Here is a 21304-nt window from a genome sequence, read left to right on the forward strand (position 1 = left end):
GGAGTGCACTCCAGGGTTTTAGCGTGGGGCCCATGAGCCAGAGCCAGGGCCTGAGCCTGACGCAGACGCGGTACACCATCAGCGAGGTCGAGGCCCGGACCGGGCTGACCCAGCACACGCTGCGCTGGTACGAGCGGATCGGCCTGATGCCGCACGTGGACCGCTCCCATTCGGGGCAGCGTCGCTTCAGCGACGAGGACCTCCACTGGCTGGAGTTCGTGGGCAAGCTCCGCTCCACCGGGATGTCGGTGGCTGACATGGTCCGCTACGCCGAACTGGTCCGCGAGGGCGAGCACACGGTCGGCGAGCGGCGCGAACTGCTGGAGCGGACCCGGCACGAGGTGCGGGCGCGGATCACGGAACTGACGGACGCGCTCGCCGTACTGGACTACAAAATCGGCATGTATTCGAGCAAAACGGCTGCGATGAACACGGTCGCGGGGAAGGCACGGCAATGACGGAGCACGGCACGCACGGCACGCACGGCACGCAGGCGCACGGTACGCACGGCACGGTCATCGAGCAGGTCGAGCTCGGCAAGGGCGGCCCGCTGGTAGGGATACAGGGCCTCGGCTGCATGGGCATGAGCGAGTTCTACGGGGACGCCGACGAGACGGAGTCCCGCGCGACCCTGGAGGCGGCACTGGCCGCCGGCGTCACCCTCTTCGACACCGCGGACGCCTACGGGCGCGGGCGCAACGAGGAGTTCCTCGCCCCCTTCGTGGCGGCCCACCGGGACGAGGTCACCCTGGCGACGAAGTTCGCCCTGGAGCGCACCGACGACCCGCACTACCGCGGCATCCGCAACGACCGCGCCTACATCCGCCGCGCGGTGGAGGACAGCCTGCGGCGGCTCGGCGTGGACGTCATCGACCTCTACTACATGCACCGCCGTGACCCGGCCGTGCCGTTCGCCGAGTCGGTGGGCACCATGGCGGAGCTCGTGCAGGAGGGCAAGGTGCGCCGGCTGGGGCTCAGCGAGGTCACGGGGGACGAGCTGCGGGAGGCCCACGCGATCCACCCGATCGCGGCGCTCCAGTCGGAGTGGTCGCTGTTCAGCCGGGACGTGGAGCGCAGCGCGGTGGGGGCGGCGGCGGAGCTGGGCGTGGCCTTCGTGCCGTACTCCCCCTTGGGGCGGGGCTTCCTGACCGGATCCTTCGCCGACGCGTCGGCGGACCTCTCCGAGGGGGACTACCGGCGCAACCAGCCCCGGTTCAACGGCGACAACGCCAAGGCGAACGCGGCGCTGCTGGCTCCCGTCCGGGAGGTCGCCAGGGCGCACGGGGCGAGCCCGGCGCAGATCGCGCTGGCCTGGGTGCAGCAGCGGGCGACCGTGCACGGGCTGACCGTGATCCCGATCCCGGGCACCCGCAAGGCATCGCGCCTCGCGGAGAACGCCGCGGCGACGCGGATCACCCTGACGGAGCCGGAACTGGCCCTGCTGGAGCCGATCGCCGACCGGGTCGCGGGCGACCGCTACCCGGACATGGCGTTCACCTCGGCGAGCCGCGAGTCCTGAACTCCGCGGCGGCCGCTACAGCGGTTGCGCGGCGCAGCGGTCGCGCAGGGCCGCGTACTCGGCGTCCGTCAGGACCCCCGCGTTGTGGAGCTCGCTCAGGTGCCGCAGGCGTTCGTCCCCGGAGCGTTCGTCCGTGCGTTCGTCCCCCGAGCGGGCCCGGAGTACGGACGCCACCGGGGTGCGGCCGCGCAGGGCGGCGAGGACCGCTGCCGCGAACGGGAGGGATTCGTGCACCGCGCCGTAGCCCACGCCGAAGACGGCCGACGCCAGGTCGTGGTCCGGACGCGGGTCGGCGGTGCCGTCCCGCACGAGGAGGCGCAGGTGGCCGTCCGGGCCCTCCGGGGAGCTCCACTCGACCCCGGTCACCTCGGAGAGCGCGTACCGCTGGTCGCCAGCCTTCCACTTGGTGCTGGTCGCGCCCGTACGGGACCAGTGGAAGGTGACGGCGGAGCCGTCGAACCCGACCCGCGCGTCGTACGCCTTCAGGTGCACGGGCGGGGGCGGGGCGGCGACCAGGAAACGCCCCGCCGGTTCGGCGGCGTCCGGCCCGAGGCGGGAGCGCAGCGCATCGGCGAAGGCGGCGGCCCGCGGCGCCCGCTCGCCCGGCAGCACCAGCCGGTACGGGTCGCACGCTTCCTTCAGCTGGCCCGCGGCGGCCTCCATCAGCGGATCCGCGCCCGGCCGCGGCACGGCGCGCAGTACCACCGTGTCCCGCCTGCCGGCGGTCACGGTCACCTCGGACACCGCTTCCAGGGGGATCCGGCGCGAGCCGAGGGCGTGAAAGAGCCTCGGCGTCCTCGGCGTTCTTATCCCCCGTGTGAAGCGGATGAGCACCGAGTCCGAGTCGAACTCCCAGACGGCATGGTTTCCGGCCAGTACGTCACCCATGCGGCACATGGTAAAGGGCGGCGGTCCCGCGCGTCCCCCTCGTTGCGGAGCCCGTTTTCCGGGCCTCTACGCGCGTCAGTCCTGCTCTGCCCCGGAAGTTCCGCGTCGACACGTGTCGTCGCCGGTCGAACAGACAACGGAACCGAATGCACCGGTTCCGATTTTGGCGAAGTTGTCCAACGAGTCGGTCCCTGGCGCGAAATAGCCGGTGTGGCTCTTGGCCGTCGCCGAGGAAACCAGCCGCGCACCGAACTCCCGGGACACCGGATCGGCCCCGTGGCCGAGCCCGCCGACCTCCAGGTGCGGTACGTCCGCGATCCAGTCGCCCTCGTCCCGCGTGGCCCAGATCCGGGCCGAGGTGTGCAGGGCGGCGACGTTCGCCGCGCGCATCCCGGGGCTGCCCGCGACCACCACGTCCGTCACGCGGTACGGCAGTTCGTGCGCGGCGACCCCGCACACCACCGATCCGTAGCTGTGGCAGAACAGCGCCACGGTCGAGTCCCCGGGCAGGGAGGTCGCCAGCGCCTTCAGCCGGACGGCTCCGTCGACGGCCATGTGGCCGGTGGCGGCGTCCATGCCCACCCCGGTGGGCGCGACGTAGCCGGCCCAGGCGATGACCGCCGTCCCGCCGTCCGGCCCGACCGCGCGCTGGGCCCCGTACAGGGACTCGGCCATGCCGACGGGGGCGGTGAAGCGGCGCTGGGTGCGCTCGAAGGTGAGCAGGTCGGTGTCGACGCCCGGGACGATCACCGAAACCCGGCGGGCCCGGTCGAGGTCTCCGAAGACCTCCGCGACCAGGCCGCCGCCCGTGGGGTCGAAGGCGAGGATCTGCCGGCCGGGCTCGGCCAGCGAGGCGAAGCGGTGGGCGCGGCGGGTGGCGTTCGCCCGGTCGGCGGGGGTCAGCGCGACGTCGCGGCTGCGCTCCTCCTCGACCTTCCCGGCCTGCTCCAGCCCCCGCAGGTTGGCCCGGTAGCGGGTGGAGACGGGAGCCCCGTCGAGGTTGCCCACCACCAGGGGGTAGCCGTCGGCGAGCCGGGCCCGCTGGGCGCCGTCGAGGCCCGCGAAGAAGCGGGCCACCGTCCGTACGGGCGCGTCCGCGGGCGGCACGGGGCGGCCGTCGATCCGGGCTTGCGCCCAGGCGGCGAGCGCGGTGGCCCGCAGCGGGGTGCCGCCCTCGGGGCGGTGCACGGCCGTCCAGCCGGTGATGGCCAGCATGACGAAGACCACCGCGAGCGCGAGCAGGGTGCGCAGGGCGGCAGGGCGCGTTTCGGCGCCGTGGGCGGTGGAGGGGGCAAGGCCGGGCAGGTTCACTGGGACCAGCGTAGGAGACCCGTACCGGCGTTGGGACGCCAGGTGACGGGGCTCACGGCCGGCCGCGGGACGGTGCGCAGCGCGCGCCGGCGTACGGCCGCCGGGTCCGGTGCGGGCAACCGGTGCGCCGACCGGCACGGTCAGATCCGGCCCGGGGCGGGCGCCCCGCGCCAGTTGGCGGCCAGGGCCGGTCCGATCTGGTCGAGGTACGCCTCCGTCATGCGCCGGATGGCGGCCACGCTGGCGTCCTGGCCCTGCCCCCACAGCCGCCCCGTGACCCTCATCACGCCCGAGAACGCGGCGACCGCCACCCGCGGCCGCGGATCGGCGTCCACGTCCAGGCCCTCTCGGGCGGCGACCAGCCGCGCGATGCGCTCCTCCAGATCGGTGCAGCGCCGCAGGTGCACCGCGAGCAGCGCCGGGGTGGACTCGATCAGCTGGTAGCTGCGCATGTAGAGCTCGACGGGGACCACCTCGGCGATGGCCTCCTCGAGGGTGTCCCAGGCGGCGAGCACCGCGCCCCGTATGGCCGCGAAGGGGCCCTCCGCGGCCGGGCGGGCCTGCAGCGCGGCGAAGAAGTGCGACTCGACGAGGTCCTGGACGGCGAAGGCGGCCTCTTCCTTGTTGGCGAAGTAGCGGAAGAAGGTGCGCTGGGACACCTCCACGGCGTCGGTGATCTCGTCGACGGTCGTCTGCTCGTACCCCTGGGAGATGAAGAGCAGCAGGGCGGCGCGCAGCAGCGCGTCCCGGGTGCGCCGTTTCCTGCGCTCGCGCAGCCCGCCCGCCGGCGCGGGCCGCTCGTCGGTCGTCACTGCGGGATCCTCTCGAGGCTGATCTGACGCTGAGTGAGCGGTCAGGGTATCTGTGACCGGCGTCACGGGGGCTGCAGCGCCGAGCCGTTTTGCGCACTGTCACTCACGGTCAGCCGCCGCCGTGGACGGTACGTCCGGCGCCTCTTTCGGGGACGAGCCGCACGCGGAGGAGCCGCCTCCGGTCGGGAACGCCGCCGCGGACGCGGGGGCGGACCGCGTCGGAGGCGTCAACTCCGGTGGTGCCCAGGCCCCGCCGGCCGGTTCCGCCGGGGCTGTCGCCTATCAGGGTGGACCCGCCCGCCGCCCCTTCCGCCCGCCCCTCGGCCCAGGTCAGCGTGGTGCCGGCGGAGCTTCGGAAACGGTCCGGGGCCCGTCCGTCCACAAGGAGTTGACCCGTCATGCGTACGTGGAGCACGAGTTTCGCCGTAGCCGCCATGGCCCTCACCGCCCTCATCCCGAGCACCTCCGGCGCGGCGCACGCCGCCGGCCCGGCCACGCTCGGGGCCTGCGCGACCGGGCAGTTGTGCCTGTGGGCGAAGCCGGAGTTCAAGGGCGCCCGGCAGACCCACGAGCTCAGCACCCTGGAGATCAACAGCTGCACGGCCCTGCCCGCCGGGACCAGCGCCCAGTCGCTCGCCAACCGGACCGGCCGCCCGGTGACCACGTACCAGTCGGCGGTGTGCGCGGAGACCGGCGAGTTCCAGACCTACCCGGGTGACGGGGTCTGGCTGCCGCAGTCGCCCTACCAGGTGCGGGCGTTCAAGGTGTGGGAGACGTAACCTCGCGCGGCGCCGGGGCGGCCGGCTGCTCGGCCGGCCCGGCGGGTCCCGCCGGCCCGGGGGCGCCCGCCGGTGCGCCGGCCAGGGCCGCGACCTCGGCGCGCAGCGCCCGTACCTCGCCCTGCAATTCCCGGATGGCGGCCAGCTGGAGCCGTTCCACCTGGTCGTCGCGCTCGAAGCGGGCGATGAACCAGGCGGCGATGTTGGCCGTCACCACACCGAGCAGGGCGATGCCCGAGAGCATCAGGCCGACGGCCAGGACCCGGCCCAGGCCGGTGGTGGGGGAGTGGTCGCCGTACCCGACCGTCGTCATGGTGGTGAAGGACCACCACACGGCGTCGCCCAGGTTCTTGATGTTCCCGTCGGGTGCGTCGCGCTCCACGCTCAGCACGGCCAGCGAGCCGAACATCAGCAGGCCCACGACGGCCCCGGCCACGTAGGTCGTGAGCCGCACCTGCGGAGCCATCCGGGCCCGCCGGCCCACCAGCAGCAGCGTGGCGACCAGCCGGAGCAGCCTCAGTGGCTGGACGAGCGGCAGCACCACGGCCGCCAGGTCCAGCCAATGGGTCCGCACGAAGACCCTGCGGTCCGGGGCCAGCCCCAGCCGCACCAGGTAGTCGGCGGCGAAGGCCCCCCACACCGCCCACTCCGCGTGCGTGCACGCCCGGTGCACCTCCGCGCTCGCGTCGGGGGCGACGATCGGCACGGCGTACGCGGCGGCGAAGCACAGGGCGAGGACGAGCAGCGGCGTCTGGGTCCGCCGCTCCCACCGCGCCTGACGTGAGGGTTCCTTCATACGGAGCATCGTAAGGAAAAAGTAAAGAGGAGGTGCCCCCGGCGACGCCGGGGGCACCTCCTCCGACGCGGTCCGCGCTCACTCGGGCGGGACCGCGTCAGGCGTCAGGCATCGCCGCCCGCCGGGCCGGGGTCCGCCGCCGCCACGTCCAGCAGCTGGTAGCGGTCGACCGCCTGCTTCAGGACCGAACGGTCGATCCTGCCCTCCTTGGCGAGCTCGGTGAGCGTCGCCAGGACCACCGACTGCGCGTCGATGTGGAAGAAGCGCCGGGCCGCACCCCGCGTGTCGGCGAAGCCGAAGCCGTCCGCGCCCAGCGACGTGTACGAGCCGGGCACCCACCGCGAGATCTGGTCCGGGACGGACCGCATCCAGTCCGAGACCGCCACGAACGGCCCCTCCGCCCCCGACAGCTTCCGCGTCACGTACGGGACGCGCTGCTCCTCCTCCGGGTGGAGCAGGTTGTGCTCCTCGACCTCGACCGCCTCGCGGCGGAGCTCGTTCCAGGAGGTCGCCGACCAGACGTCCGCACGCACGTTCCACTCGGCCGCCAGGATCCGCTGCGCCTCCAGCGCCCACGGAACCGCCACGCCCGAGGCCATGATCTGCGCCCCGATGGTGCCCTCCGTGCCCTGCGACACCCGGTGGATGCCCCGCAGGATCCCCTCCACGTCGACGTCGGCCGGCTCGGCCGGGTGCTGGATCGGCTCGTTGTAGACCGTCAGGTAGTAGAAGACGTCCTCCGCCTCCGGCCCGTACATGCGCCGCAGACCGTCCTGGACGATGTGCGCGATCTCGTAGCCGTAGGCCGGGTCGTACGCGACACAGCCCGGGTTCGTCGACGCCAGCAGCTGGGAGTGACCGTCGGCGTGCTGGAGCCCCTCACCCGTCAGGGTGGTCCGGCCGGCCGTCGCGCCCAGGACGAAACCGCGCGCCAACTGGTCGGCCATCTGCCAGAACTGGTCACCGGTGCGCTGGAAACCGAACATCGAGTAGAAGACGTAGACCGGGATCAGCGGCTCGCCGTGCGTCGCGTACGCCGAACCCGCGGCGATCAGCGAGGCCGTGCAGCCCGCCTCCGAGATGCCGTCGTGCAGCATCTGGCCGGTCGGGGACTCCTTGTACGCGAGCAGCAGGTCGCGGTCGACCGCCTCGTACTGCTGACCCAGCGGGTTGTAGATCTTGGCGCTCGGGAAGAAGGCGTCCATGCCGAAGGTGCGGTACTCGTCGGGCGCAATCAGCACGAAGCGCTTGCCGATCTCCTTGTCCCGCATCAGGTCCTTCAGGATGCGGACGAAGGCCATCGTGGTGGCGATCGACTGCTGCCCCGAGCCCTTCTTCGCCGCCGCGTAGGCCTTCTCGTCGGGCAGCTCGAGCGGCTTCGCGCGCACCACGCGGGTGGGCACGTAACCGCCGTGCGCGCTGCGCTGGTCGTGCATGTACTGGATCTCGGGCGAATTGCGGCCCGGGTGGTAGTACGGCGGCGCGCCGCTCTCCAGCTGCGCGTCGGTGATCGGGATGTGCAGGCGGTCGCGGAAGCGCTTGAGGTCGTCGACCGTCAGCTTCTTCATCTGGTGCGTCGCGTTGCGGCCCTCGAAGTTCGGGCCGAGGGTCCAGCCCTTGACCGTCTGCGCCAGGATCACCGTGGGCTGGCCCTTGTGGGCCTTGGCCGCCGCGTAGGCCGCGTAGACCTTCTTGTGGTCGTGGCCGCCGCGCCCCAGGTGCTGGATCTGGTAGTCGGTCATGTTCTCGACCATCGCGCGCAGCCGCTGGTCGCCGCCGAAGAAGTGCTCGCGGATGTACGCGCCCGACTCGGTGGCGTACGTCTGGAACTGCCCGTCGGGGGTGGAGTTCATCTTGTTGACCAGGATGCCGTCGCGGTCCTGGGCCAGCAGCGGGTCCCAGGAGCGGTCCCAGATCAGCTTGATGACGTTCCAGCCGGCGCCCCGGAAGATCGACTCCAGCTCCTGGATGATCTTGCCGTTGCCGCGCACCGGGCCGTCGAGGCGCTGGAGGTTGCAGTTGACGACGAAGGTCAGGTTGTCGAGGCCCTCGCGGGCGGCGATGGACAGCTGGCCGAGCGACTCCGGCTCGTCCATCTCGCCGTCTCCGAGATACGCCCAAACGTGGGACTTGGAGGTGTCCGCGATCCCGCGCGCCTCCATGTACCGGTTCATCCGGGCCTGGTAGATCGCACCGAGCGGGCCGAGGCCCATCGAGACCGTCGGGAACTCCCAGAAGTCCGGCATCAGCCGGGGGTGCGGGTAGCTCGACAGGCCGTACGGGGCCTTGGACTTCTCCTGGCGGAAGGCGTCGAGCTGCTGCTCGGAGAGCCGGTCCAAGAGGTAGGCGCGCGCGTAGATACCGGGCGAGGCGTGGCCCTGGAAGAAGATCTGGTCGCCGCCGTCCCCCTCGTCCTTGCCCCGGAAGAAGTGGTTGAAGCCCACGTCGTACAGGGAGGCGGAGGAGGCGAACGTGGCGATGTGGCCGCCCACCCCGATGCCCGGGCGCTGGGCGCGCGAGACCATCACGGCCGCGTTCCAGCGGGTGGCGTTGAGGACCTTGCGCTCGATCTCCTCGTTGCCCGGGAAGAACGGCTCGTCCTTGGTCGCGATCGTGTTGACGTAGTCCGTGCTGCGCATCTCGGGCACGGCCACGCGCTTCTCACGAGCCCGCTCGATCAGCCGCAGCATCAGGTAGCGGGCGCGTTCACGGCCACGCTCGTCGACGGCGGCGTCCAGGGAGTCGAGCCACTCCTGCGTCTCCTCCGGATCGAAGTCCGGGACCTGGCTCGGCAGGCCGCCAATGATGATCGGATTGCGATCGGATGCGGAAGCCACGCTGTTCCTTCGCTGTCGGGGGAGTCGTGCTGAGGCCGTAACCGGGGGGCGCCGCCTCCCATGGTCTTACGCCCGGCCGAAATCGTCATCTCTACCGCTGGGTATTCCCAACCCTACGCCCAGACCGGTCAACGACTTCGTAAGACCGTTCGCCGCTCGAACAGGTGGGAAAGTCCTCAACCGATGCCGAATGGCCCGGAATGGTGTGGGATGGATCACGAGAGACGTACGCGGGAAGGTTGAAAGTTGCGGCGAGACGGCCGCAATCGTCACCGTTTCGACGGTCTCGGCGGCCGGGTACTTGCGCGATCCGCCGCGCCCGTGTGGACTACGTCCAATGCTGCGCGTACGCGCGCCGCCGAAGACATTCACCGAACATGAGCAGGAGGCACCCCGTGAGCGCGACCGCGGACCACGCGGAGAACCTGGCCGCCCGGCTGGGTTTCCAGTCCGAACAGGTGGTCCAGGAGATCGGCTACGACGACGACGTCGATCAGGAATTCCGTGACGTCGTTGAGCAGCTCGTCGGCGAACTCGTCGACGAAGACTACGACGACGTCGCCGACGCCGTGCTGCTGTGGTTCCGAGAGGACGACGGCGATCTGGCGGACGCACTGGTCGATGCCACCGAGCTGATCGAGGACGGCGCACTGATCCTGCTGCTGACCCCCAAGACGGGCCGCCCCGGCTACGTCGAGGCCAGCGACATCAAGGAAGCCGCAGAGACCGCCGGCCTCTCGCTGGCCAAGGGCTCCCCCGTCGGCAAGGAATGGGCCGCCACCAAGCTGGTGACGCCCAAGACGGCCGCCAAGAAGCGCTGATCCCCAGCCCGCAGCCAAGCGGACACACGCCCCGCCCACCAGGTTCCGGCCCGGTCGGCGGGGTGTGTGCGTTGCGGGTCCACAGGCCGGACCCTGTGGCCATAGGGTGGGCACCACCCGAACAGCCCAACGCGGACGAGCAGGAACGAAGGGATGCGACACATGGCGATCGAGGTCGGCGAAAAGGCCCCGGACTTCGAACTCAAGGACAACCACGGCGCCACCGTGCGGCTCTCCGACTTCCGGGGGGAGAAGGCCGTCGTGCTGCTCTTCTACCCGTTCGCCTTCACCGGCGTCTGCACCGGCGAGCTGTGCGAGCTGCGCGACCAGCTGCCGCGCTTCCAGAACGACGACGTGCAGCTCCTGGCCGTCTCCAACGACTCCGTGCCGACCCTGCGGGTCTTCGGGGAGCAGGAGGGCCTGGAGTACCCGCTGCTGTCGGACTTCTGGCCGCACGGGGAGACCTCCCGCGCGTACGGGGTCTTCGACGAGGACAAGGGCTGCGCGGTTCGCGGCACCTTCATCATCGACAAGGACGGCGTGGTGCGCTGGACCGTCGTCAACGGGCTGCCCGACGCCCGTGACCTGAACGAGTACATCAAGGCCCTCGACAGCCTCTGAGGGCACCCTCGCAGGGAGCCGCCGGGAGTCGTCCTCGCGGTTCCCCGCGAAAACCCGCCTACAAGCGGGAACCCGTCACTAGGATCGAAACGTTGATCCGGTAGCAAACGCACGACGGGGCCCCGCCCCACACAGAACCCAATGGAGGACCCGTGGGAGTCAGCCTCAGCAAGGGCGGCAACGTCTCGCTGACCAAGGCCGCGCCTAACCTGACGGCGGTCATCGTCGGTCTGGGCTGGGATGCTCGCACCACCACCGGTGTCGACTTCGACCTCGACGCCAGCGCGATCCTGACCAACGACCAGGGCAAGGTCGCCAACGACTCGAACTTCGTCTTCTTCAACAACCTGAAGAGCCCGGACGGCTCGGTCGAGCACACCGGTGACAACACCACCGGTGAGGGCGAGGGCGACGACGAGGCGATCAAGGTGAACCTCGCCGGTGTCCCGGCCGATGTCGCCAAGATCGTCTTCCCGGTTTCGATCTACGAGGCCGAGAGCCGCCAGCAGAGCTTCGGCCAGGTCCGCAACGCGTACATCCGCGTCGTGAACCAGGCCGACAACAGCGAGCTCGCCCGCTACGACCTCTCCGAGGACGCCTCGACCGAGACCGCCATGGTCTTCGGCGAGCTGTACCGCAACGGCGCGGAGTGGAAGTTCCGCGCCATCGGCCAGGGTTACGCCTCCGGCCTGCGCGGCATCGCGCAGGACTTCGGCGTCAACGTCTGAGCCCGAGAGCAGTTCACCCGTCCGGCGCCGTGCACTGTGTGTACGGCGCCGGACGGGCTTTACGGCTGTACCCGCTGTACCCGCTGTACCGCAGAGCCGTCGTACCGCCGCAGCGGCTCGCGGCTGTTTCCGGCTTGCCGGCCTTACCCACCGCCACACCGTCGTCCGGGGAGGACCACAACATGGGCGTCACACTCGCCAAGGGGGGCAATGTCTCCCTCTCCAAGGCCGCACCGAACCTCACCCGGGTTCTGATCGGGCTCGGATGGGACGCGCGCTCGACCACGGGAGCAGACTTCGACCTCGACGCCAGCGCGCTGCTGTGCAGCGACGGCCGGGTCCTCGGGGACGAGTACTTCGTGTTCTACAACAACCTGAAGAGCCCCGAGGGATCCGTCGAACACACGGGGGACAACCTCACCGGTGAGGGCGAGGGTGACGACGAGTCGATCATCATCGACCTCACCAAGGTCCCGGAGCGCGTGGACAAGATCGTCTTCCCGGTCTCGATCCACGAGGCGGACGTCCGCCGGCAGAGCTTCGGCCAGGTCAGCAATGCCTTCATCCGCGTGGTCAATCAGGCGGACGGCCAGGAACTGGCCCGCTACGACCTCTCCGAGGACGCCTCCAGCGAGACCGCGATGATCTTCGGCGAGGTCTACCGGTACGGGGGTGAATGGAAGTTCCGTGCGGTAGGGCAGGGGTACGCGTCGGGCCTGCGGGGCATCGCTCTAGACTTCGGGGTCAACGTTTCGTAAAGCCGTACAAGACGATGGGGTGCCAGTGGTTCTCAAAACCTTCGGCTGGTCGTTCGCAGTCACTGCGCTCGGTCTGGTCGCAGCGGTGTTCTACGGGGGGTGGACCGCTTTCGGAATCGTGGCGATCCTGTCCATCCTCGAGATCTCGCTGTCCTTCGACAATGCGGTGGTCAACGCCGGAATCCTGAAGAAGATGAATGCCTTCTGGCAGAAGATCTTCCTCACGGTCGGCGTGCTCATCGCAGTCTTCGGTATGCGACTGGTCTTCCCCGTCGTCATCGTCGCGATCAGCGCCAAGATCGGGCCCATCGAGGCCGTCCAGCTGGCGATGACCGAGAAGGACCATTACAAGCAACTGGTCACGGACGCCCACCCGGCCATCGCGGCCTTCGGTGGCATGTTCCTGCTGATGATCTTCCTCGACTTCATCTTCGAGGACCGCGACATCAAGTGGCTCGCCTGGCTGGAGCGTCCGCTCGCAAAGCTCGGCAAGATCGACATGCTGTCCGCGTGCATCGCGCTGATCATCCTGGTCATCACCTCGATGACCTTCGCCACCCAGGCCCACCAGCACGGCGGCGCCCACGTGGACAAGGCGCAGACCGTTCTGATCTCCGGCATCCTCGGCCTGATCACCTACATGATCGTCGGCGGCCTCTCCGGCTACTTCGAGAACAAGCTGGAGGAAGAGGAGGAGGCCGAGCACGAGGCCGAGGAAGAGGCGAAGAAGAGCGGCAAGCCCGTCTCGGCCGTCGCCATGGCCGGCAAGGCCGCCTTCTTCATGTTCCTCTACCTCGAAGTCCTCGACGCCTCCTTCTCCTTCGACGGGGTCATCGGCGCCTTCGCCATCACCAACGACATCGTGCTCATGGCCCTCGGCCTCGGCATCGGTGCCATGTACGTCCGGTCGCTGACGGTCTACCTGGTCCGCCAGGGCACCCTCGACGACTACGTCTACCTGGAGCACGGCGCGCACTACGCCATCGGCGCGCTCGCCGTGATCCTGCTCGTCACCATCCAGCACGAGATCAACGAGGTCATCACCGGCCTCGTCGGCGTCGTCCTGATCGCCTGGTCCTTCTGGTCCTCGGTGCGCCGCAACAAGCGCATCGAAGCCGAGGGCGGGGAGGGCGACGAGCCCGCGGAGGCCAAGGCCGGGGTGTGACCCGGCCCTGACTGCGGAACCATTCAGTACGAAGGGGCGGCCGCGCGGATCCACGGGACCGCGCGGCCGTCGCCGTGTTTTCCGTGGGAACGCAGGGGGACCAGGGGGGTAGGGATGGGCTTCTTCGACGGCATCATGGGCAGCCGTGCCGTGCAGTTCCAGTCGGGCAGCGCCTCGTCGAACGCGATCGAGCTGACCAGGCGACATCCGACGGTGTCACTCACCAAGCAGGGGGCGGTCCACGGCAATCTGCGGGTCAACCTGTCCTGGCGCATGCGCACCTCGGACATCGGGGGGAACCACGGGCAGAGCGGCCGGCTCTTCCGGCATCCGTTCAAGCTGTTCAAGCCGGACATGGTGCAGGCGCACACCCAGGGCATGGTCAACGTCGACCTCGACATCGGATGCCTCTACGAGCTGACGGACGGCACCCGGGGCGTCGTCCAGCCGCTGGGCAACCTGCTCGGCGACCTCAACGATCCGCCGTACATCAAGCTCAGCGGCGACGACCGGTTCGGCTCGCCGTCGGGGGAGACCGTCTACATCAACCTCGACCACGCCGACGACATCAAGCGGCTGCTCGTCTTCGTCTACATCTACGACCAGACGCCGGCCTTTGACCGGACGCACGCCCAGGTCACCCTCTACCCCGTCACCGGACCGCGGATCGAGATCCCGCTGGACGAGCGGGCCCCGCAGGCCCGCTCGTGCGCGGTCGTCTCCCTGGAGAAGGTCAAGGGAGAGCTGATCGTGCGGCGCGAGGTGAAGTTCGTGTACGGGTTCCAGGCCGAGCTGGACCGGCTGTACGGCTGGGGGCTCCAGTGGGGGCGGGGCTACAAGAACACCAAGGCCTGACCGGAGCCCGGTGCAGCGCTCCGGCCGGGCCGGCGCGGGCCGGGCACGAGCCGACACGGGCCGCCCGGGGGCTCGGGCCGGTCCGGCGGGCGGGGCCGCGGGGCTCAGCGGCGGATGAACTGCGGGCCCTGCACCGGGAGCCGGAAGGACGGGTCGCCGCCCGGGGCGGGCACCGGGGCCGGGGAGACCGGCTGCGGGTAGCCGTAGGCGGGCGGGGCGGCCGGCGGGGCCTGCGTGGACGGCGCGGGCGGGGCCATGGCGGCCGTCCGGTCGTCGCCGGGCGTCTGCGCGGGGCCGGACTGGGCCTCCGAGGCGCTCTCGTCGACCGAGATCCCGTGGTCGGTCGCCAGGCCCACCAGCCCGTTGGAGTACCCCTCGCCGAGGGCGCGGAACTTCCATCCCTCGCCCCGGCGGTACAGCTCCCCGCAGATCAGCGCCGTCTCGGCGCCGGTCTCGGGCCGCACGTCGAAATGGGCCAGCGGTTCGGAGCCGCCGGCCGCGGTGGCGTCGTAGAGCAGGATCCGCAGGTCGCGGACCCGCTGGAAGGGGACGTCCTCGGCGGAGGCGACCACCAGGATCCGGTCCACGGCCAGGGTCACCGAGCGCAGGTCGGCCTGGACGGCGTCGGTGATCGAATCGCCGAGCTGCTTCTTGCCGAGCCGCCAGACGGCCCCCGAGGGGTGCCGGGGCTGGTTGTAGAAGACGAAGTCCTCGTCCGAACGCACCCGGCCGTCCGGGCCCACGAGCAGCGCGGAGGCGTCCACGTCCGGTACCTCGGGGCCGTCGGTCCAGCGCAGCACCGCCCGGACCGCCACGGCGGTCACCGGGATGTTGGAGCCCTTCTGCATCGCGTGCGTCATGCCCGTCATCCTGCCCTCCCGGGGTGGAGCGGGACAATGCGGCCCCCCGTAGAGCTGTGTCCTGAACGCGAGAGGTGGGCATCGTGCAAGAGGGTTACCCGAACTTCATGTGCTTGAGGAACTCTTGACCGACGTTCGTACGTACTATTACCGGCCACGCCAGTTGGGCCGCCGAGGCAGTACGGGGGAAGCACATGCGTCACTTTGGGCATATATCGCCCACCGTCCGTAAGGACCTCTTCCACCAGGAACCGGCGGAATTCACCGGTGCCTCACCCGCCCGCATCCTCGCCGCGGCGCTCGGCGCCACGCTCTACAGCCCGGCCACCCGCCCCCGGCTCGCCGGGGACATCCGCAAGCAGGCCGACCGCGGGGTGGTCTCGATGGTCCTCTGCCTGGAGGACTCGATCAGCGACGGCGACGTCGCCGGAGCCGAGGAGAACCTCGTCCGGCAGTTCGCCGAACTCGACGCCGAGGGCGCGGACGCCGCCGAACTCCCGCTGCTGTTCATCCGCGTCCGGACCCCCGAGCAGATACCGGACCTGGTGCGCCGCCTCGGCGGCTCCGTGCGGCGGCTGGCCGGATTCGTACTGCCCAAGTTCAACGAGAGCAGCGGCAGCGCCTTCCTCGACGCCCTGGCCGAGACAGAGACCGCCGCGGGGCTGGCCCGGCTGTATGCCATGCCCGTCCTGGAGACCCCGGACCTGCTCCACCTCGAGACCCGCGCCGAGACCCTCGCCGGCATCTCCCGCACCGTCAACAGCCACCGCGAGCGGGTGCTGGCCCTGCGGCTCGGCGTGACCGACTTCTGCTCCGCCTACGGACTGCGCCGCACCCCCGACATGACCGCCTACGACGTCAAGATCGTGGCCGGCGTGATCGCGGACGTCGTCAACGTCCTGAGCCGCGCCGACGGCACCGGCTTCACGGTCACCGGCCCGGTGTGGGAGTACTTCCGCAGCCAGCAGCGACTCTTCAAGCCCCAGTTGCGCCGCAGCCCCTTCCTCGCGGAGGGCGTGGAGGAACTGCGCACCGCGCTGATCGAGCACGACCTGGACGGGCTGCTGCGCGAGATCGAACTCGACCGGGCCAACGGGCTCCTCGGCAAGACGTGCATCCACCCCGCGCACGTGACGCCCGTGCACGCCCTGTCGGTGGTCTCCCACGAGGAGTTCTGCGACGCCCAGGACATCCTGCGCCCGGAGCGGGGCGGCGGCGGAGTGATGCGTTCCGCCTACACGAACAAGATGAACGAGGTGAAGCCCCACCGGGCCTGGGCCGAGCGCACCATGCTGCGCGCCGAGGTCTTCGGCGTGGCGAAGGAGGAGGTCGGCTTCGTCGACCTGCTCACGGCCGGGCTCCAGGTGTGAGCGGGCCGAAGACGGCCCCGATGACGGAGACGGCCCCGATGACGGAGACGGCCCCGATGACGGTGACGGTGACGGCCCGATGACGGCCGGATGGCCAGGACGACGGCGATGACGAGGATGATGACGAGGGAAGGCAAGACGATCGACACGGTGTGGTCGGGAACGTGGGTCGCGGACCGGCTGGGGGTCCGGCTGCACGACGCCGAAGCGGCGGCAGGGGGACCGAGGCTGACGGAACTCCTCGGACTGGCGCTGCGCCGCAACCCCAAGCGGGCGCACCTGCTGGTCTCGCAGGTGCTGGGCAAGCACGTCCCGCAGTCCCCGGCGGCCGTGTACGCCGCCGGCTACGGGCTCGGGGAGCGCGTCCGCGCGCTGCTCGGCCCCGAGGGCGCCGCCTCGGCGGTCGTCCTCGGCTACGCCGAGACCGCCACCGGGCTGGGCCACTGCGTGGCCGACGGCCTGGGCCCGGCCCCCTACCTGCACTCCACCCGCCGCCCGGTCGCGGGCCTCGCCCCGGCGGGCGGCTTCGAGGAGGCCCACTCGCACGCCACCTCGCACCTGCTGCTGCCGGAGGACCCCGGACTCCTGGCGGGCACCGGCCCGCTGGTCCTCGTCGACGACGAGTTCTCCACCGGCAACACGGTCCTGAACACCATCCGCGACCTGCACGCCCGCCACCCCCGCGCGCACTACGTGGTCGTCGCCCTCGTTGACATGCGCTCCCCGTCCGACCGCGACCGCCTCACGGCCTTCGCCGCCGAACTGGGAGCCCGTGTCGACCTGATAGCCCTGGCCTCGGGCACGGTCTCCCTCCCCGAGGGGGTCCTGGCCAAGGGCCGGGCGCTGGTGGAGGAGTACGAAGCCGCCGCGCCCGCGCCTCACACGCCTGTGGGGCCGGACGGCTCCGGCCGGGGCGCCGACGCCTGGGAACGCGTCCCCCTCGCCTGGCCCGCGGGCCTTCCGGACGGCGGCCGCCACGGCTTCACCGCCGCGCACCGGGAAGCGCTGAACGCGGTGCTCCCCGCCCTGACCGGCCGGCTCGCCGACGCGCTGGGAGAACGGCCAGGACGGGTCCTCGTACTCGGTAACGAAGAGCTGATGTACACCCCGCTGCGCCTCGCGAAGGCGCTGGAGGAGTCGGGCGCCGCCCGGGAGGTCCGCTTCTCCACCACCACCCGCTCACCCGTGCTCGCCGTCGACGACCCCGGCTACGCCATCCGCACCCGGCTCGTCTTCCCCGCCCACGACACCCCGGCGGACGGCCCCGGCGACCGCTACGCCTACAACGTCGCGGGCGCCGGCTTCGACACCGTCGTCGCCGTCGTCGACTCGGCCGGGGACACCCCCGAACTCCGTACCGGGCTGCTCGCGGCCCTCGCCCCGCACACCGGGCGCGTGCTGCTGGTCTGCGTGCCGTCCTACGTGCCGACTTCCGTACCCCCTCACCGGCAGGAGCCGATCATGTCCGAGCCCCTGCGCGGCCCCGCGTTCTCCTCCTACGCCGCCGAAGACGTCGGCTGGCTGCTCCAGGACTTCTCCGGCGTCGAGCTGGAAGCCCCGACCGAGGAGCGCGAGGAGGCCATCCAGGCGGGCGGCGCGCACTACGCCGAGTCGCTGCCGGTCGAGTACCAGCCGTCGCCCCAGTACCAGGAGCTCTACCAGAGCGCCCTGGCCGCCTCGGCCGCCCGTATCGCCCGGGCGGTCGGCACCGTCACCGAGACCGTCCTCGCCGAGCGCTCCCCCTCCCCGGTCCTCGTGTCGCTGGCCCGCGCCGGCACCCCCGTCGGCGTGCTGATGCGCCGCTGGGCCCGCGCCCGCCACGGGCTGGACCTGCCGCACTACGCCGTCTCCATCGTGCGCGGCCGCGGCATCGACGCCAACGCCCTGCGCTGGCTGGCCGCCCACCACGACCCGGCCGACGTCGTGTTCGTCGACGGCTGGACCGGCAAGGGCGCCATCACGCGCGAGCTGAAGGCCGCCCTCGCGGAGTTCGAGGGCTTCAACCCCGAGATCGTCGTCCTCGCCGACCCCGGCTCGTGCGTGGAGACGTACGGCACCCGCGAGGACTTCCTGATCCCCTCCGCCTGCCTCAACTCCACCGTCTCCGGACTCGTCTCCCGTACGGTGCTGAGGTCCGACCTGGTCGGTCCCGCCGACTTCCACGGCGCGAAGTTCTACCGCGAGCTCGCCGGGGCCGATGTCTCCGTCGCCTTCGTCGACACCGTGGCCGCCCACTTCGACGAGGTGGCCGACGCCGTCGGCGAGGAGGTCAAGGAGCTGCTCGCGGCCGACCGCACGCCGACGTGGGAGGGCTGGGCGGCGGTCGAGCGGATCAGTGAGGAGTACGGCATCCACGACGTGAACCTCGTCAAGCCCGGGGTCGGCGAGACCACCCGGGTGCTGCTGCGCCGGGTGCCGTGGAAGATCCTCGCGCAGCGTGGCGCGGGAGCCGATCTGGACCACGTACGGCTGCTCGCCGAGCAGCGCGGGGTCCCGGTGGAGGAGGTCGACGGACTGCCGTACACCTGCGTCGGACTCATCCACCCGCGATTCACACGCGGCGCCACCGGCGCCGACGGAAAGGCTGTGGCCTCGAAGTGACTGTCCTGGTAGCCAGTGATCTCGACCGTACGCTCATCTACTCGACGGCGGCCCTCGGCCTGACGATGCCCGACCCGGTGGCCCCGCGGCTGCTGTGCGTCGAGGTCCACGAGAGCAAGCCGCTGTCCTACATGACCGAGACGGCGGCGGGACTGCTGGCGGAGCTGACGGCGGACCCGTCGGTCGTGTTCGTTCCGACGACGACGCGCACGCGCAAGCAGTACCAGCGCATCCGCTTCCCCGGCCGTCCGGCCCGGTACGCGATCTGCGCCAACGGCGGCCAGCTGCTCGTCGACGGGGTGCCCGACCGGGACTGGCGGCGGCAGGTCGCGGCCCGCCTGGCGCAGGAGTGCGCCCCCCTGGAGGAGGTGCACGGCCACCTGCTGGCGACCGCGGACCCGGCGTGGCTGCGCAAGGCGCGGGTGGCCGAGGACCTCTTCGCGTACCTCGTCGTCGAGCGGGCCCTGGTCCCCGACGCATGGCTCAAGTCGCTGACGGAGTGGGCCGAGAGCCGCGGCTGGACCGTCTCCCTCCAGGGCCGGAAGGTCTACGCGGTGCCGCGCCCGCTCACCAAGAGCGCGGCGATGCGCGAGGTGGCCCGCCGTACGGGAGCGACCGCGACCCTCGCCGCCGGCGACTCCCTCCTCGACGCGGACCTGCTGCTGGCGGCGGACGCGGGATGGCGCCCCGGGCACGGAGAACTGGCCGACGCGGGGTGGACGGCGCCCTCGGTGACGGCCCTGGCCACGGCGGGCGTCCTCGCCGGCGAGGAAATGGTCCGCGCGTTCACCCGCGAGGCGGAGCGACTGGGCAGACTGGGCGCATGACCAAGGGCAACAGCACCAAGATCACGGACGAGCTCTACCGGTACATGCTCGACCACAACCCCCCGCTGGACGAGATCCAGCGGGGGCTGGTGGAGACGACGTACGCCCGGTTCCCGGACGTCGCCGGGATGCAGTCGGCGGAGGAGCAGGGGCCGCTGCTGGCCTTCCTGGTCCGGCTGACGGGCGCGCGCCACATCGTGGAGATCGGCACGTTCACCGGCTTCTCCACGCTCTCCATGGCCCAGGCCCTCCCGGACGGCGGGCGCCTGATCGCCTGCGACGTCTCGGAGGAGTGGACGGCGTACGGCCGTGAGGCCTGGGAGGCGGCGGGCGTCGCGGACCGCATCGAGCTGCGCATCGCGCCGGCCCTGCAGACCCTGCGGGCGATGCCGGCCGAACCGCACATCGACATGGCCTACATCGACGCCGACAAGGAGAACCAGATCGCGTACTGGGAGGAGCTCGTGCCGAGGCTGCGTCCGGGCGGCCTGATCGTCACGGACAACACGCTGTACCACGGCACGGTCCTCGACGAGTCGGCCACCGGCTCCGCGGCGGGCGTCCGCGCCTTCAACGACCACGTGTCGGCGGATCCCCGCATGGACTCGGTCCTGCTGGCGATCTCGGACGGCATCACGCTCTCGCGCAGGCGCTAGCCCGGCCGCGGGGCTCCGCCTCGGGGCTCGGCCTCTTCGGCCTTGGGGCGGGCTCGGCCTCGGATGCGGCCTCGGGGCTCAGCCGCAGCCGCCACCGCCGCAGCAGCCGCCCCCGCCGCCCATGGCCCGAGCGGGCGCGGGGGCGCTGCTGGTCCCGCCGACGGCGACGGCGGAGAGCAGCTTGACGGTGTCGGCGTGCCCGGCGGGGCAGTCGGCGGGCGCGGACGACTCGGCCATGGGCCGGCTGACCTCAAAGGTGTCGTCGCAGGTCCGGCAGCGGTATTCGTATCGAGGCATGCGCCAAGGTTAGGCGGTGTCCTCTTCTCGGGCTACGGCTACGGCTCCGGCTACGGGCTATGGCTATGGCCGCCTCCGGCTACGGCTGCCTCCGGCTACGGCTGCTGAGGGCGTCCGTACGCGGCACGCCCCACCCGCTGCTCCCGGGCCGCCTGCTCCGGGTGGCGGGCGCGCCAGTACGGGTTGTCGTGCGGCAGCGCGCTGCCCACCCGCCCGTACATCCCGAACCACATCAGCATCACGCCGACGACGAAGCTGAACAGGACGTTCTGGATGTGGAAGGCCAGGAAGTTGAAACCGCTGTCCAGCAGGGCGAGGTTGACGAAGCCGCTCAGGATGAACGCCAGCCCGAGTGCGATGTTCAGGGTGGAGGCGAATGTTCCGCCGATCAGCATCCCGGCGAACAGCAGTCCCCCGATGCAGATCGACAGGACGCTCAGCGCGCCGTTGGTGTTCAGGGCGAGCACCGTGTCCCCGCCGGTGTCGAAGAACCCGATCCGGTCGATGAGCCCCAGGATGCCGAAGGCGACCAGCAGCAGCCCGGTCAGGCCGGCGCCGACCCGGTAGACCTTGCTGAGCTTGTGATCGGCGGGCAGGTGCTCGTTCAGCCGGGCGTTGACCGGATGCAGCACGCGCTGCAGCAGCTGGTGGGGGGCCGGGGGCTCGTTCCGTACGTTCGGCTCATGGGGCACGTACGGCGCGTAGGACTCGTGCGGCTCGTGGCACCCGTACAGCGCATGGGGCGCGTAGGACTCACGCGTGGGCTCGCGCGGTGGCTCGTTCCGCGCGCGGACGCGGGCGTC

The 21304-nt window shown here is 71.2% G+C and carries 21 protein-coding genes; 13 read left to right on the forward strand and 8 right to left on the reverse strand.

Going from position 1 to position 21304, the window contains the following annotated elements:
- Positions 1 to 32 precede the first annotated feature (32 nt).
- Entirely contained in the window at positions 33 to 458 is a 426-nt protein-coding gene (locus ACIP5M_RS22060) for a MerR family transcriptional regulator (RefSeq protein ID WP_401199522.1), read from the forward strand.
- Positions 455 to 1519, forward strand: coding sequence for an aldo/keto reductase (locus ACIP5M_RS22065; RefSeq protein ID WP_401199523.1), 1065 nt, complete (start codon positions 455 to 457; stop codon positions 1517 to 1519). Before ACIP5M_RS22060 ends, ACIP5M_RS22065 begins: the two co-directional genes overlap by 4 nt.
- A 15-nt stretch (positions 1520 to 1534) precedes the next feature.
- Here ACIP5M_RS22065 and ACIP5M_RS22070 read toward each other — a convergent pair whose 3' ends face one another.
- The 3 genes from ACIP5M_RS22070 to ACIP5M_RS22080 all read right to left on the reverse strand — a co-directional run bounded on the left by ACIP5M_RS22070 (position 1535) and on the right by ACIP5M_RS22080 (position 4530).
- The gene (locus ACIP5M_RS22070; protein ID WP_401199525.1) at positions 1535 to 2407 is read right to left on the reverse strand and encodes a DUF4429 domain-containing protein; all 873 of its coding nucleotides are present in this window, start codon (positions 2405 to 2407) and stop codon (positions 1535 to 1537) included.
- 75 nt (positions 2408 to 2482) lie between these two features.
- Entirely contained in the window at positions 2483 to 3622 is a 1140-nt protein-coding gene (locus ACIP5M_RS22075) for an alpha/beta hydrolase (protein WP_401199964.1), read from the reverse strand.
- Between the two features lie 236 nt (positions 3623 to 3858).
- Entirely contained in the window at positions 3859 to 4530 is a 672-nt protein-coding gene (locus tag ACIP5M_RS22080) for a TetR family transcriptional regulator (protein WP_401199527.1), read from the reverse strand.
- Positions 4531 to 4928: 398 nt separating this feature from the next.
- Here ACIP5M_RS22080 and ACIP5M_RS22085 point away from each other — a divergent pair, with 398 nt between their 5' ends.
- On the forward strand, positions 4929 to 5309 hold the full coding sequence (locus ACIP5M_RS22085) for a peptidase inhibitor family I36 protein (RefSeq protein ID WP_401199529.1): 381 nt from the start codon (positions 4929 to 4931) through the stop codon (positions 5307 to 5309).
- Here ACIP5M_RS22085 and ACIP5M_RS22090 read toward each other — a convergent pair.
- A complete protein-coding gene (locus ACIP5M_RS22090; RefSeq protein ID WP_401199531.1) occupies positions 5290 to 6105 on the reverse strand; it encodes a potassium channel family protein in 816 nt (271 codons plus the stop codon). The genes ACIP5M_RS22085 and ACIP5M_RS22090 overlap by 20 nt on opposite strands.
- 104 nt (positions 6106 to 6209) lie before the next feature.
- Positions 6210 to 8942 (reverse strand): pyruvate dehydrogenase (acetyl-transferring), homodimeric type, encoded by a 2733-nt coding sequence (gene aceE, locus ACIP5M_RS22095; protein ID WP_401199533.1) that lies wholly within the window; start codon positions 8940 to 8942, stop codon positions 6210 to 6212.
- A 395-nt stretch (positions 8943 to 9337) separates the two neighbouring features.
- Between aceE and ACIP5M_RS22100 the strand changes: the two genes are divergently transcribed.
- The 6 genes from ACIP5M_RS22100 to ACIP5M_RS22125 all read left to right on the forward strand — a co-directional run bounded on the left by ACIP5M_RS22100 (position 9338) and on the right by ACIP5M_RS22125 (position 13890).
- Positions 9338 to 9763, forward strand: coding sequence for a DUF3052 domain-containing protein (locus tag ACIP5M_RS22100; protein WP_401199535.1), 426 nt, complete (start codon positions 9338 to 9340; stop codon positions 9761 to 9763).
- 162 nt (positions 9764 to 9925) lie between these two features.
- Positions 9926 to 10384, forward strand: a complete 459-nt coding sequence (locus ACIP5M_RS22105; protein ID WP_401199537.1) for a peroxiredoxin — start codon at positions 9926 to 9928, stop codon at positions 10382 to 10384.
- A 152-nt stretch (positions 10385 to 10536) separates the two neighbouring features.
- The gene (locus ACIP5M_RS22110; protein ID WP_030160471.1) at positions 10537 to 11112 is read left to right on the forward strand and encodes a TerD family protein; all 576 of its coding nucleotides are present in this window, start codon (positions 10537 to 10539) and stop codon (positions 11110 to 11112) included.
- 182 nt (positions 11113 to 11294) lie between these two features.
- Positions 11295 to 11870: a TerD family protein gene (locus ACIP5M_RS22115; protein WP_215013771.1), complete on the forward strand. Its 576-nt coding sequence runs from the start codon at positions 11295 to 11297 to the stop codon at positions 11868 to 11870.
- A gap of 25 nt (positions 11871 to 11895) precedes the next feature.
- Positions 11896 to 13035, forward strand: coding sequence for a DUF475 domain-containing protein (locus ACIP5M_RS22120; RefSeq protein ID WP_401199539.1), 1140 nt, complete (start codon positions 11896 to 11898; stop codon positions 13033 to 13035).
- A 114-nt stretch (positions 13036 to 13149) separates the two neighbouring features.
- Positions 13150 to 13890 carry a Tellurium resistance gene (locus ACIP5M_RS22125; protein WP_401199541.1) on the forward strand — a complete coding sequence of 247 codons (741 nt, stop codon included), beginning with the start codon at positions 13150 to 13152 and terminating at the stop codon, positions 13888 to 13890.
- A gap of 104 nt (positions 13891 to 13994) precedes the next feature.
- Here ACIP5M_RS22125 and ACIP5M_RS22130 read toward each other — a convergent pair whose 3' ends face one another.
- A complete protein-coding gene (locus tag ACIP5M_RS22130; RefSeq protein WP_401199967.1) occupies positions 13995 to 14750 on the reverse strand; it encodes a TerD family protein in 756 nt (251 codons plus the stop codon).
- Positions 14751 to 14944: 194 nt separating this feature from the next.
- On the opposite strand from ACIP5M_RS22130, the gene ACIP5M_RS22135 reads away from it, so the two are divergent.
- The 4 genes from ACIP5M_RS22135 (at position 14945) to ACIP5M_RS22150 (ending at position 20204) form a co-directional block, all read left to right on the forward strand.
- Positions 14945 to 16120: an HpcH/HpaI aldolase/citrate lyase family protein gene (locus tag ACIP5M_RS22135; RefSeq protein WP_401199543.1), complete on the forward strand. Its 1176-nt coding sequence runs from the start codon at positions 14945 to 14947 to the stop codon at positions 16118 to 16120.
- A gap of 108 nt (positions 16121 to 16228) precedes the next feature.
- Entirely contained in the window at positions 16229 to 18721 is a 2493-nt protein-coding gene (locus ACIP5M_RS22140) for a phosphoribosyltransferase (protein ID WP_401199545.1), read from the forward strand.
- Complete coding sequence (locus ACIP5M_RS22145; RefSeq protein WP_401199546.1) at positions 18718 to 19548, forward strand: HAD family hydrolase; 831 nt, start codon at positions 18718 to 18720, stop codon at positions 19546 to 19548. The genes ACIP5M_RS22140 and ACIP5M_RS22145 overlap by 4 nt, the downstream gene beginning before the upstream one ends.
- Positions 19545 to 20204, forward strand: coding sequence for an O-methyltransferase (locus tag ACIP5M_RS22150; protein ID WP_401199547.1), 660 nt, complete (start codon positions 19545 to 19547; stop codon positions 20202 to 20204). Before ACIP5M_RS22145 ends, ACIP5M_RS22150 begins: the two co-directional genes overlap by 4 nt.
- 78 nt (positions 20205 to 20282) lie before the next feature.
- Here the strand turns inward: ACIP5M_RS22150 and ACIP5M_RS22155 are convergent, their stop codons facing one another.
- Both ACIP5M_RS22155 and ACIP5M_RS22160 read right to left on the reverse strand, forming a co-directional pair.
- Positions 20283 to 20501 carry a zinc ribbon domain-containing protein gene (locus ACIP5M_RS22155; protein ID WP_401199549.1) on the reverse strand — a complete coding sequence of 73 codons (219 nt, stop codon included), beginning with the start codon at positions 20499 to 20501 and terminating at the stop codon, positions 20283 to 20285.
- A 95-nt stretch (positions 20502 to 20596) separates the two neighbouring features.
- Positions 20597 to 21145, reverse strand: coding sequence for a DUF4383 domain-containing protein (locus ACIP5M_RS22160; RefSeq protein WP_401199969.1), 549 nt, complete (start codon positions 21143 to 21145; stop codon positions 20597 to 20599).
- Positions 21146 to 21304: the final 159 nt, after the last annotated feature.

The sequence above is a fragment of the Streptomyces sp. NPDC088762 genome (genome assembly GCF_044750905.1).
Classification (GTDB): Bacteria; Actinomycetota; Actinomycetes; order Streptomycetales; family Streptomycetaceae; genus Streptomyces.